The 13,156-nt window shown below is 73.2% G+C and carries 5 protein-coding genes; 4 read left to right on the top strand and 1 reads right to left on the bottom strand.

What is annotated here, in order from left to right; translation table 11 throughout:
* Positions 1 to 93: 93 nt before the first annotated feature.
* From ACZ6S8_RS27230 to ACZ6S8_RS27215, 4 genes are all read left to right on the top strand, one after another.
* Entirely contained in the window at positions 94 to 1,704 is a 1,611-nt protein-coding gene (locus ACZ6S8_RS27230) for an outer membrane protein assembly factor BamB family protein (RefSeq protein WP_469460031.1), read from the top strand.
* 330 nt (positions 1,705 to 2,034) lie between these two features.
* On the top strand, positions 2,035 to 2,832 hold the full coding sequence (locus ACZ6S8_RS27225; RefSeq protein WP_469460030.1) for a DUF8017 domain-containing protein: 798 nt from the start codon (positions 2,035 to 2,037) through the stop codon (positions 2,830 to 2,832).
* 141 nt (positions 2,833 to 2,973) lie between these two features.
* The gene (locus tag ACZ6S8_RS27220; protein ID WP_469460029.1) at positions 2,974 to 3,624 is read left to right on the top strand and encodes a hypothetical protein; all 651 of its coding nucleotides are present in this window, start codon (positions 2,974 to 2,976) and stop codon (positions 3,622 to 3,624) included.
* Positions 3,625 to 3,629: 5 nt separating this feature from the next.
* A complete protein-coding gene (locus ACZ6S8_RS27215) occupies positions 3,630 to 4,889 on the top strand; it encodes a DUF6357 family protein (RefSeq protein ID WP_469460028.1) in 1,260 nt (419 codons plus the stop codon).
* Positions 4,890 to 5,037: 148 nt separating this feature from the next.
* On the opposite strand, the gene ACZ6S8_RS27210 is transcribed toward ACZ6S8_RS27215, so the two are convergent.
* A complete protein-coding gene (locus ACZ6S8_RS27210; protein ID WP_469460027.1) occupies positions 5,038 to 13,155 on the bottom strand; it encodes an amino acid adenylation domain-containing protein in 8,118 nt (2,705 codons plus the stop codon).
* Position 13,156: the final 1 nt, after the last annotated feature.

The following is a 13,156-nucleotide window of genomic DNA, read 5'->3' as shown; positions in this document are numbered from 1 at the left end:
GCGCCGGGAACCAGGGCCGGAACCGGGCACGGTGACGGGAAGCAGCCTGAAAAAGCATCCCGGTTCGGCCGTCTCGCCCGCCACACTGACCCCATGACCCGTCGCGACTTCGACGAACAGCCGGGCCCTGACCGGCAACCGCGGGCAGTCCAGCCGGGCTATGGCTCGGCCTACCGGACGCCCGAGCCCGGATCGGGGCCCGCTCCGGGCAACCCGTACGCGCAACCGCCGGTGCAGGCAGCGGACTTCGTACCCCCGACCCGCCGCGGCCTGCGGGGCAGGACCGGCGTGCTGGTGGCGGCCCTGGTCGCGGCCCTGCTCGTCCTGGCCGGCGGCTCGTACGTCCTCCTGCGCGACGGCTCCGGCGACGCCGGGGACGGCGACACCGCCGCCCCCGCCGCGTCCGCGTCCGTGGACCGGGGAGACGGCCGGGGCCCCGGCGGGCCCCCGTTCGTCTTCGACCCCAACGCCGGGATCCAGCCGGGTGAGGGCAGGGTCTGGCTGGTGTCGAACCGGACCGAACTGGCCGGCTCCGGTGCCTCGCAGCACGGTCCCTGGCGGGTGGGGGACGCCGTGATCAAGGCCATGTACAAGGAGGTCACCGCCTACACCGCGACCGACGGCAAGGAGAAGTGGAAGCTTCCCCTCGCCACGCCGCTGTGCGGGGTCCCGGAGAGTCCCGGCCCGAACGGGAAGATCGTCGTCGGGGTCCGCGAGGAGGACAGCGCGACCTCCCAGTGCACCCACCTCCAGCAGGTCGACCTCGCCACGGGTCAGGCGGGCTGGAAGCTGGAGATACCGAAGGAGAAGGCCTTCGACCAGGCCCTGGAGTTGCAGCTGGCCATCTCCGGGGACACCGTCGCGGTGGCGCGGGCCGCGGTCGTGAGCGGTTTCTCGGTCACCGACGGGCACAAACTCTTCGGTACGCCGAGCAGCGGCTGCGCCCCCTCGACGGTCGGCGGCGGCGCCGCCAGGCTGATGCTCGTACGCGACTGCTTCGGCCAGACCTCGGCCGACCGGCAGTCGGTGATCGAGGAGATCGACCCGGCGACCGGCGCTGCCAAGTGGAGCCACGTGTACCAGAAGGGCTCGAACCTGGGCCAGATCCTGTCCGTGGACCCGCTCGTCGTCAGCACCTACGACACGCAGGTGAAGGTCTGGAACATCACGGCCTTCGCCGGCGACGGCACGGTCCGCTCGCAGACCAATGCCGCCTTCGGGGTCGGCAAGCGGTGCAACGGCTGGGGCAGCGGCAGCGGCGACCTGCACGACTGCAACGCGGCGGTCGCCGACGCGGACACCCTCTACATCGCGGGCGGCACACCCGACGCCGCGTACCCGCTGAACGTCGACAAGCCCGACGAGGTGATCGCGGTCGACCTCAACACCGGTCAGGTGAAGTGGCGCACGACGGGCCCCGACGGCCGCGTCATGTTCCCGCTGGCCATCGAGGAGGGGAAGGTCGTCGTCTACGTCGACACGGACAAGGGCCTGTCCGCGGCGATGGCAGCCATCCCGACGGGCGGAGGCCGGCCCGAGATATTCCTGCAGAGCCCGAAGGCCGCCGAGGGGCCCGAATCCGCCTTCTACACCTCCAGCGTCCGGCTGGTCTGGGCCGAGGGACGCGTGTTCCTGCTCAACGCGTCCGTACGCAGCCCGGAGCCGAAGAAGGTGGACCACTCCCTGCTGTCCTTCGGGAAGTAGGCCGCGGGACCCGGGCGGGGAGGGTGGCCGGATCCGCACCCTCGCCGGGACCGAAGCGTGACGAGCGGCAGCCGCCGACCTATCGTGCGCGCCATGTGGCCAGGACAGCAGACGCCCGACGGGGACCAGAGCAGGCAGGCACCGGGGCACAACCCTTACCGGCAGCCGGTTCCCGGACAGCAGGGCGTCGAGACCGGCCCCTACGGACCTGGCACATTCGGCCAACCTGGGCAGGGCGCCGCGCCCGGTGCGCACCCGCAGTACCCGTCCGGCGCGCCAACGCCGCCTCCAGGGCCGGCGCCGCGTTCCGCGACCCGGCGCAAGGCCGTCGTGGCGATATCGGTGACGGTGGCCGCGGGGGTGGCCGTCGCGGTGACCGCCGCGGTCCTCTTCCGGGACGGCGACAGGGCGGACGGTGCCGGGGGGCCGGCTTCCCCGGCACCCGCCTCCGGTTCCCCGTCCGGCTCCGTGTCCCCGGGCGCCCCGGGCACCGTGAAGCCGACGGTCAAGGGCTGGAAGGTCGTGGTGAATCCGGCGCACGGCACCGCCTTCGACGTACCGCCGGACTGGGAAGTCCTGGAGCCGCAGATCTTCAGCGGCTTCACGGACGACAAGGACCCCGACAAGCCGGTCATCGGGCACACCGCGCCCGCCTTCTTCAAGAAGGAGTGGTGCAGCCTGGATGCCAACGGCGACGGCTACGTCGACGACATCGCGCTCGCGTCCACCGGCACCAAGGGTGCCGACGGCGCGAAGACCGCCGACGAGGTCGCCGAGAAGACGGCGACGGCCTGGGCGTACTCCGCGTTCGCCGCCCCGGACAAGGAGGTCGTCACGTGGGACAAGCCGGTGGCCTACACGACCAGGGCTGGGATCAAGGGGAGTTACGTGAAGGCCCGCACCGAGGGCGCCAAGAAGGCCCACAAGTGCGCGGGGGACGGCTGGGCGATCGCCTTCGGCTTCAAGAACTCCAAGGGCGACTTCGTCGCCTGGGACTTCTACGGCCGGTCGGGCGTCCAGGGAGCCGTCCGCGACGACCTGGTCATGCGCATCCTCAGCACGGTCCGCCTCTCCGGCGACCCGGTCCCCGGCCCCCTCCGCAAGGAGAGCGCCCCTTCGGCTCCGTGAGTACGTGGTCGCGGTGTGCGACCGGATCCCGCAGCGGCATTCCCGCGATGGCGGCCTCGACTCCGGCGTTCCGAGCGGCTTCAGCGCGACCACGGTTCGACTACGCTGCTGGGGCTCGCACACGTGAACGTAAGGACGCACATGGCTCGCCCCTACAGCCCCGGACCGAAACAGTTCGTCTTCGCTGTCGGTGACGGCAACGACCAGCAGGTCTCCGTGGGCGACGCTCAGGAAGCCTACGTGGCGTTCTCCACGTTCTTCCGTGGCCTGGATTCCGACACCTACACCATCCGTGAGGAAGGGTCGGGGCAGAGCCTGGTCCTCATGCCCGGGCAAGGCGTGATCTCCCGGATCGAAGGTGTGGACCGCCCCCGGTCGCAATACCTCCGGGTCGACAGGGGAAACCGCTTCCTTCCGAGCGCGATGCTCTTCTTCGAGAACGGACATGCCGGTCTCGACCGTTTCGGCCAGTGGTTCTCCGACCTCGCCGACCTCGACGCGTCACCGGAGACTCGCGGTGCCGCCCGCGCCGCCACGTTCACGACGCACGCAGCGGCCATCGAAGAAGTCGGCCGGATCTGGGCGGATTCGGGCATCGTGGACCCGAGCGACCAGTACTACGTCTTCTTCGACTCGCACGGCGTCGACGATGACCGGGCCGACCGGGCCGTACTGCTCAAGTTGATCGACTTCCTCGGGATCGAACGGGTCGACGCCCCGGCCGGAGCCGCCGGGGGCGAAGTCTGGGTGCGCACCGACGCACGCCTCGACGCCGAATGCGCGCGGTGGTGAGTCCCATGCATGACATCGTTTTCACGCGCAGCAGCGGCTGGATACCGAACGTGGTCCGGGAGGACGGCGAGCTGAAGCTGATGCTCGGTGCCGGGGCCGACGCCAACCACGACCCCCGCACCTTCACGTTCTCGATCGGCGAAGCCCATCTTGCGGTGATCCGGGACGACCTGGCCAGGCACCTGCTGCTGTGGAGTGCGGTCCTTCCGCTGTGCGACGCCGCCGGAACCCGGGGCCGGCTCGACGAGGACGCCGCCGTCGCGCTCCTGGACCCGATCCTCCTTGGCGCACCGGCGGACGTCGACGCGCTCTTCCGGCGCGTCCGGTGGGACAGGAGCCGGCTCGTCGCCCACGGGGCCGACATCGGACTGCTCGAGCGCGGTCAGGTGTGCGCGGCGATGCGTGCGGCGACGGAGACGTCGAACGGGCAACGCGCTCAGGAGTACCACGCGGACCGCCGTCGCGCCGAGCGCGGAGCAGTGCTCGGTCCGCTCGACGCCGCGATTCTGAGGTACACGGGCCAGTACGTGCACGGCTCGACGGTTCCGAGGCGGTTGCCCGACGCCGTCGACCCCGCGCTGCTGCCCGAGGTCGTGCGGGTGATCTCCACCGCGGAGCAGGCGTGTTCCGGGATGCTGATCAGCCGCGATCCGCGACGGGGAAAGCGCGCCACGGACAAGCGCGACTGGAGCCGGATGGAGACGACGGTCGGAGCGGCCGTGCGCCGTGCACACCCCGGGCTCGCCGATGACGCGGTGCGCACCGTGAGCTTCCTGATGTGCTCGGAGGCCGCGGACCGCTCCAGGAACGCACCAATGGACGACGACGAGGCGGCCGACCACCGCGCCGATGTCGGCGGGAGTGCGAGGAAGACGGCCCTGTTGTTCACCGACGACAAGGGCGCCGAGCAGAAGTGGCGACGGGACGGTCCCCGCTCCGCCACCGCGGAGTTCTGGGAGTTCGTCGCCGATCGCTCCGCCGGGGACAACGAGGTGTTCACCATCGAGGACGAGGAGATGGGCGAAGGGATCCAGCTCCACTTCTACGCGGACTCCGCCGCCCGGGTCACCACGCTGCGCAAGGGCGAAGGCGGGGCGGAACCGGAGTACCGGGTCGAGTACGGCCTGGTCGACGGGATCGGCGGCTACCGGACCCTGGTGGGCGACTTCGTCCGCGGCGGCTGCGCCGCTCTCGGGCACCACGGCCCCTGGATGTCGGATGTCGCCGAGTTCGAGCGCGCGCGTCGGCAGCGCGACGCCCGGTAGCCGCCGTCACGACGTCGGCCGTCCGGCCGGGAGGGGCTCACTGGAAGCTGAGCCGGTACGGATGCGCCGGGGTCGCGGGGCAGGATGACGCAGGTTCACGGCCGTGGTGGAGCCGCCCGTGCTGGCGGGCGGCTCCGGGGCGTCGGGGTTACACGGCCGCCCGGCGGAAGCGGCTCAGGCTGGCCCAGACGGTGCCGACCAGCAGCACGGCGAACCACATGGCCACGACCAGGTGCGGGTGCTCGCCAGGGAAGCTCGTGCTCTGCGCCGTGGGGTTGCCCCACAGGCGGCGGCAGGAGTCGGCCACCGCACTGATCGGGTTCCACTCGACGAACGGGCGCAGCCAGCCCGGCATGGACGCGGCCGGGAAGACCGCGTTCGACAGGAAGGTGCAGACGACCAGGATCAGGGCGCCGATCGAGTCGATGGACTCGACGTTCTTGACCATCATCCCGAGCGTGATGCCGACCCAGACCATCAGGAAGATGAAGCCGCCGGCCACGGCGAAACCGGCCGCGACGGACAGCGGGTCGCCGTGCGGCCGCCAGCCGATGGCGAGGCCGACGAGCGTGATCACCACGAGGACGCCGAGGCCGACCAGCAGGTCGGCCAGCGCGTGCGCCACCAGGACGGCGGACCGGGAGATGGGCAGGGACCGGAAGCGGTCCATCAGCCCGGCCCGGAGGTCCATGGCGATGCTGATCGCGGTCGGTCCGATGCCGGCCAGGGCGACCTGCACCGCGATGCCGGCCATCAGGTACTCCTGGTAGTCGCCCCCCTGGGGCGCCACGATGGCCTCTTTGAAGAGGTATCCCACCGCCAGCAGCATCACCAGCGGGTTGAGCACGATCCCGACGAGCCGGCCCGGTGTGCGGCGCAGGTGGCGAAGCCGCCGGCCCGCGAGGGCGAACGTCTCCGTCAGGGGATGGCCGCCGGTGACCCGGGCCACGGGAGCGGGCGCCGGGGCAGGAGCGGGAGAGGGAGCGGGAGAGGAAGGGGAAGGGGAAGGGGAAGGGGGGCCGGGATCAGGGACGGGGTCGGGGACGGTGTCCGCGGCCTGGCTGTTGACGAGTGTGCTCATGGGTGCGTTCCCTCGGGTGGGCCGGTCGGTCCGTCGCAGCTCCGCGTCGACGATCGCGCCGACCTGTGCCTGCGGTTGCGGATGCATCAGGTATTCGTGGGCGTAGGGGAGTTCGTGGACCCGGACGGTTCCGGCGACGTGGCCGTCCCAGCGCCGGGCCGCGGTCTCCGTATCGGCCGCGGTGCGCCCGGACGTCGCCACGAGCAGCGTCATGTCGCCGTCGAAGCGGCCCGGCCGGAACTGCTCGGCGAGGACGACGTGGTGGCGCATCACCGTCACCAGCCGGTCGACGTCCTGCTCGGTCAGCGAACCGAAGGCGCCGCCGTGGCGCCGCAGCACCGCGGCGACCGCCGCCGCGTCCGGAACCTCTCCGGCCGCCGCTGCCTGTTCCTCCCCGAGGTACTCCAGGAAGCGGCCGAGCAGCACCTCGCGGTCGGGCAGCGGTCCGTCGAGGGCGCTGTCGTACGGGAAGGCGTCCAGGTTGCCGAGGAAGGCGACGTCCTCGCCGCCCGCGCGCAGCCGGACGGCCAGTTCGTGGGCCAGCAGACCGCCGAAGGACCAGCCCAGCAGGTGGTACGGGCCCTGGGGCTGTACCTCCCGGATGCGCTCCAGGTACGACGCGGCCTGCGCCTCGATGCTCGACGCCGGCTCGGATCCGCTCACCTGGGGGGCCTGGAGCCCGATGATCGGCCGCTCCTCGTCGAGGTAGGAGGCCAGGCCCAGGTAGGGGAGGCTGGTCCCCAGTCCGCCGTGCACGCAGAACAGCGGGGGCAGCGAGCCGGTCGGCCGGATCGGGAGCACGGGGGCGAACGGGTCCTGCGGGTCCGTGCCGAGCGGGCCGGCCCGCAGCTGCCGGGCCAGGTGCTCCGCGCCCGCCGTGCGGCCGTCCACCAGGGCGGCGAGCGAGGCGGCCGTACGCCAGGTGAACACCTCGGCCACGGTCAGCTCCAGCATGCTCTTCGCCGCCCGGGCCACCACCTGGACGGTCCCGATGCTGTTGCCGCCGAGGGCGAAGAAGTCGTCGTCGACGCCGACCGCGTCGAGGCCGAGCACGTCGGCGAACGCCCGGACCAGGACCTTCTCGGTCTCGGTGACGGCTTCACGGCCGGCCGCCGGGCGCAGCTCCGGCGCGGGCAGCGCCTCCCGGTCGACCTTGCCGTTCACGGTCACCGGCAGCTCGGGCAGGGTGACCAGCGCGGAGGGCACCATGTAGTCGGGCAGCCGCCGGGCGAGCAGGCCGCGTACGTCACCGTCCTCGACGGTGGTGCCCGGGAGGGGCACGAGGTAGCCGACGAGCGTCTGGACGCCCGGCCGGTCCTCCCGGGCGGTCACCACCGCCTGGGCGATCCCCGGGTGCTCCAGCAGCACGCTCTCGATCTCGCCGAGTTCGATGCGGAAGCCGCGGACCTTGACCTGCTGGTCGGAGCGGCCGAGGTAGTCGAGGTTGCCGTCGGAGCGCCAGCGCACGAGGTCGCCGGTCCGGTACATGCGGGACCCGGCCGGTCCGTACGGGTCGGCCACGAACCGCTCGGCGCTCACACCGGGCCGGTTGACGTAGCCGATGGCGAGGCCCGTGCCGCCCACGTAGAGCTCACCGACGACCCCGGCGGGAACGGGCGCCAGGCTCCCGTCGAGGACGTAGGCGCGGTGGCCGGCGATGGGCCGGCCGATCGGCGGGTGGCCGCCGGTGATCCGGTCGCTCGCGGTGGTGACCACGGTGTTCTCGGTCGGGCCGTAGAGGTTGTGGAGCCGGGTCACCGGCGCCCAGCGCTCGACGAGCTCCGGGGTCATCGCCGCCCCGCCGACCGTCATCACCAGCCCCTCGGGCAGGCGGGTCTCCTCGGGGAAGGCGTCCACGACCACGGGCGGCAGCAGGGCGATGTCGACCCGGTGGCGGTTGATGAACTCCGCCAGCGGCAGCCCGGCCCGCCGGTCGTCCGGGACCTGGACCATGGTGCCGCCGACCAGCAGCGAGACGCACAGCTCCCAGACGGCCGCGTCGAAGCTGAACGTGGCGAACTGCAGGGCCCGCGTGTCCGGACCCACTCCGAAGCGCTCCCGGTGATCCGCCGCCAGGGCGGTCGCGGTGCCGTGCGAGACCAGCACGCCCTTGGGCAGGCCCGTCGAGCCGGAGGTGTAGATGAGGTACGCCGGATCCCGCGGGGTCACCGGCCGGCCGCGCTCGGCGTCGTCGAGCCCGGCCGCGCCGTGGCCGGCGATCAGGGTGCGGGTGCCCGGGTCGTCCAGGACCAGGTGCCGCGTCCCCGCGGTCTCCGGCAGCAGGGCCCCGGAGCCGAGCACGGCGGTCGAGGTGACCAGCAGCTGCGCCCCGGAGTCGGTCAGCAGGTGGGTGATGCGGTCGACGGGGTACGCCGGGTCGACGGGCAGGTACGCGGCGCCGGACTTGAGCACCGCGAGCACGGAGACCAGCAGCTCGGGCGAGCGGGGCAGCACCAGGGCCACGAAACGGCCCGGACCGGCCCCGCGGGCCACGAGTTCGCGGGCGAGGCGGTTGGCCCGCTCGTCCAGCTCCCGGTAGCCGAGGGTGACCTCCTCGGAGACGAACGCGGGATGACCGGCGCGACGGGCGGCCCAGCCCTCGAAGAGGCCGTGCACGGTGTCGGTGGACTCCACCGAGGTACGGGAGCCCGTGCTCCAGTCGTCCAGCAGCCGGCTCCGCTCCCGCGCGTCGAGGACGTCCAGTCGGCTGAGCGGTGCGGCGGGCGTGGTGACGGCCGCTTCGAGCAGGCGCAGGAAGGAGGTGACGAGCAGCTGCGCGGTGTCGCGTTCGTACAGGTCCGTCGCGAACTCCAGCCGCCCGGCCAGCCCTTCGCCGGCGCCGGCCTCGGTGAACTCGAAGACGAGGTCGAACTTGGCGGTCGTCGAGCCGGATGCGACGAACGAGCACTCCAGACCGGGGAGGTCGAACTCCGGCCCGGCGGTGTTCTGGAAGGCGAGCATCACCTGGAACAGCGGCTGCCGCGACAGCGAGCGGACCGGGCTCAGCGCGTCCACCAGCCGCTCGAAGGGCAGTTCCTGGTGCTGGAAGGCACCCAGGTCGGCCTCGCGGACGCGGTGCAGCAGCTCCTGGAACGTCGGGTCGCCGCCGGTGTCGGTGCGCAGGACGAGCGTGTTGACGAAGAAGCCGACCAGGTCGTGCAGCGCCTCGTCGGTGCGGCCCGCGATGGGCGAGCCGAACGGGATGTCGGTGCCGGCCCCCAGCTTGCCGAGGGTCGCGGCGAGGGCGGCCTGGACGACCATGAAGGGGCTCACGCCCGACGCGCGGGCCAGGTGGGTGACCCGTTCGTGCAGGGCGGCGGGGACGGTGAACGGCACCACGTCGCCCGCGTAGCTCGCGATCGCGGGCCGCGGGTGGTCGCTCGGCAGGGCCAGTTCCTCCGGGATGCCGCGCAGGGTCTCGGTCCAGTACGCCAGCTGCCCGGCGAGGAGGCTGTCCGGGTCCTCCTCGGAGCCCAGCTCGCGCTCCTGCCAGAGGGAGAAGTCGGCGTACTGGACCGGCAGCCCGGCCTGCTCGGGGAGGTCGTCCCCGGTACGGGCGCGGTAGGCGCGGGCGAGGTCGGAGGCCAGCACCGGGACGGACCAGCCGTCGAAGGCGATGTGGTGGACGACCAGCAGCAGGACGTGGTCGTGCTCGCCGAGGGCGAAGAGCCGGGCGCGCACCGGCAGGTCGCAGGTCAGGTCGAAGGGGCGGTCGGCCTCCGCGTCCAGGAGCGCGCCCAGCGCGCCTTCGCCACCGGGTACGGGCACGGGATCCAGGGCCGTCCGGGCGTCGTGCGGCTCGCACACGACCTGGCCCGGCTCCTCCCCGATGCTCGGGAAGACGGTCCGCAGCACCTCGTGGCGCTCGCTCACGTCGCCGAGGGCCTCCCGCAGGGCGTCGCGGTCGAGTGCGCCGCGCAACCGGGCGGCCAAGGAGATGTGGTAGCCGCCGGCCCCGGGGTCGAGGCGGTTGAGGAACCACATGCGGCGCTGCATGTGCGACAGCGGGACGAAGGCGGGCCGGGGCCCGGCCCGCAGCGGGGTGCGCGAGGTCGGCGTCGGGACCAGGCCGGCCGCGAGCGCGGCCGGGGTCGGGTGCTCGAACAGGGCCCGTACGGACAGTTCGACGCCGAGGGCGCCGCGCACCCGGCTCACCAGCCGGGTGGCCAGCAGGGAATGCCCGCCCAGCGCGAAGAAGTCGTCGTCCACGCCCACGTCGGGGAGCCCGAGGACATCGGCGAACAGCCCGCGCAGGATCTCCTCGGCGGGGCCCTCGGCCTCGCGGCCGGCGGGCCGCTCCAGCTCGGGCGCGGGCAGCGCCTTGCGGTCGACCTTGCCGCTGGGCGTCAGCGGGAAGGTGTCGAGCAGGACGAACACCGACGGGACCATGTACTCGGGCAGCGCGTCCCTGACCCGCTCCCGGACGCCCGCGGTGTCCAGGGCCGTCGCACCCTCCCCGGCGTCCGCCTCCGGCACCAGGTAGGCGACGAGCCGGGTGTCCCCGGGTTCCACCTCGCGGGCGACGACCACGGCGCGGGCCACGTCGGGCAGCTCGGTCAGCACCGTCTCGATCTCGCCGAGCTCCAGGCGGTAGCCGCGCACCTTCACCTGGTGGTCGACCCGGCCGATGTAGTCGAGCTGCCCGTCCGCGCCCCAGCGGACCAGGTCGCCCGTACGGTACATCCGGGTTCCGGCGGGCCCGTAGGGGTCGCAGACGAACCGCTCGGCGGTCAGCGACGGGCGGCGCAGGTAGCCCTGGGCCAGGCCGGTGCCGGCGATGTACAGCTCGCCGACGACGCCGCCGCAGACCGGGCGCAGTGCCTGGTCCAGGACGTAGACGCGGGTGTTGGCGATGGGGCGGCCGATGGACGGGGCGCCCGGGCGGGTGCCGTCGAGGACCGAGGCGGTGGACCAGATGGTGGTCTCGGTGGGGCCGTAGACGTTGAGGACCGTGGCGGCGGCCTCCACGAGCGCGGCGGCCAGCGGCTCGCCGAGCGCCTCCCCGCCGGTCAGCAGGCGCAGGCCCGCGAGGCATTCGGGGGCCGTGGCCACCAGCGCCTGCCAGTGGCTGGGGGTGGCCTGTACGACGGTCGCGGCGCTGGAGACGATCGCCCCGGCGAGCGCCACCGGGTCCTGGACGGTGGCACGGTCCGCGAGGACGAGGCCGGCGCCGGCGAGGAGCGGTACGAACAGCTCCAGCATGGCGATGTCGAAGCCGAAGGTGGTCACGGCGAGGAGCCGGTCCCGCTCGGTGACCGCCACGCGCCGGGCCATGTCGTCGACGAGGTTGGCGAAGGCGCCGTGCGGGACGACGACGCCCTTGGGACGGCCCGTGGAACCGGAGGTGTAGATGACGTACGCGGGGAGGTCCGCGCTCAGGCTCCCGCCGCGTTCGGCGTCGGAGACCGGACCGGCGGGCTGTCCGAGCAGTTCCGCCGCGGTGCCGGGGTCGTCGAGCAGGACGGTGGCGCCGGTCCACCGCAGCGCCTTCGCCGCGTCCGCCGTGCTCAGGAGCACGGCCGGGTCCGCGTCGTCGAGCATGAGGCCGATGCGGTCGGCGGGATGCCCGGGGTCGACGGCCAGGTAGGCGGCGCCGGTCTTGAGCACGGCCAGCGCGGCCACCACCAGGTCGGCCGAGCGGGGCAGGGCGAGGGCCACGAGGCCGCCGGCCCGGGTGCCGCGGCTGATCAGCAGCCGGGCGAGGCGGTCGGCGCGGTCCTCCAGGGCGGCCGCCGTCACGGCGTCGTCCGCGTGCTCCACGGCGACCCGGTCGGGGTCCGCGGCGGCCCGCCGGGCGATCAGCTCCGGGAGCAGCGCGGCCGGCGCGGGGGCCGCGGTCAGGTTGTACGTCTCCAGGACGAGCTCGCGTTCGTCCGGCTCGATCAGTTCGAGCCGGCCGAACGGCAGGTCCGCGGCGGCCGGGAGCCGGGAGAGCAGGCCGGCCAGACGCCGGACCAGCAGACCGGCCGCGTCGGCCCCGAAGAGGTCCGGGCGGTACTGGACCGTCAGCTCCAGCTCGGCCCCGGGAAGCGCGACCAGGCTCAGCGGGAACTCGGTGGCGTTGCGGATGTCGGAGCTCCGCAGCACCAGACCGGTCAGCTCCGTGAAGGCGGCGGCATCGGTCCGGGGGTAGTTCTGGAACATCACGGCGGTGTCGAACAGGCTTCCCACGCCGACGAGTTCCTGTACGTCGGCGAGGCCGAGGTGGCGGTGCGGGAGGAGCTCGCTCTGCTGGTCCTGGAAGCCGGTGAGCAGCTCCGCCACGGTGCGCGCCGAGTCCAGGCGGACGCGGGCGGGCAGCGTGTTGGCGAACATGCCGACCATCGACTCGACGCCGGGCAGTTCGGCGGGGCGTCCCGAGTCGACCATGCCGAACAGCACGTCGGTGCGGCCGGTCAGGTGGCCGACGAGCATGCCCCAGCAGCCCTGGACCACGGTGCCCAGGGTCAGTTCGCGGGAGCGGGCCCAGTCGGTCAGCAGCGCGGTCTGCGCGGCTCCGAGGACGGCGCTCACCGCACGGGGGAGCGACGGGACGCCGGCCGGGTCGGGCAGGGCGACGTTGGTGGGCTCCTCCACCGCGGCCAGGGCGGAGCGCCACGCGTCCCGGGCGCCGTCGCGGTCCTGGCGCCCCAGCCAGGCGAGGTAGTCGCGGTAGTGCGGCGCGGGGGCGGCGGAGCCCGCCTCCCCGGTCGCGTACCGGGTGAACAGCTCGTCCAGCATGATCGGCATCGACCAGCCGTCGAGGACGATGTGGTGCACCGTCAGCAGCAGCCGGAACCGGTGCCCGCCCAGCCGGACGAGGGTGCAGCGCAGCAGCGGCGGACGGTCGAGGCGGAAGGGCCGGACCCGGTCGGCCTCGGTGGTCCGTTCCAGCTCGGCCGCCTGCGCGTCCCCGGCGAGCGCGGAGAGGTCCACCGTCTCCCAGGGCACCTCGACGTCGTGCGGGACGACCTGGACCGGCTTGCCGTTGCGCAGGGTCCGGAAGCAGGCCCGCAGCCCGGAGTGGTTCTCCAGCAGCCCGCCCACCGCGGCCCGCATCCGGTCCTCGTCCAGGAGGCCCTCGAGGTCGGCCACCAGCTGCAGGACGTGGATGTCGAGGTCCTGCCCCACGAAGTCCGCGTGGAACAGGAAGCCCTGCTGCAGCGGGGCGAGCGGCAGGAACTCGCTCTTTCGTGCGGATTTCACC

The organism is Streptomyces sp. NPDC048461 (assembly GCF_055587105.1).
This window is presented reverse-complemented; position numbering and strand designations above follow the sequence as displayed.

What these genes read in the sequence shown, in the direction of transcription:
- ACZ6S8_RS27230 (WP_469460031.1), top strand. Translation starts at nt 94, where the DNA reads ATGACCCGTCGCGACTTCGACGAACAGCCGGGCCCTGACCGGCAACCG.
- ACZ6S8_RS27220 (WP_469460029.1), top strand. Translation starts at nt 2,974, where the DNA reads ATGGCTCGCCCCTACAGCCCCGGACCGAAACAGTTCGTCTTCGCTGTC.
- ACZ6S8_RS27215 (WP_469460028.1), top strand. Translation starts at nt 3,630, where the DNA reads ATGCATGACATCGTTTTCACGCGCAGCAGCGGCTGGATACCGAACGTG.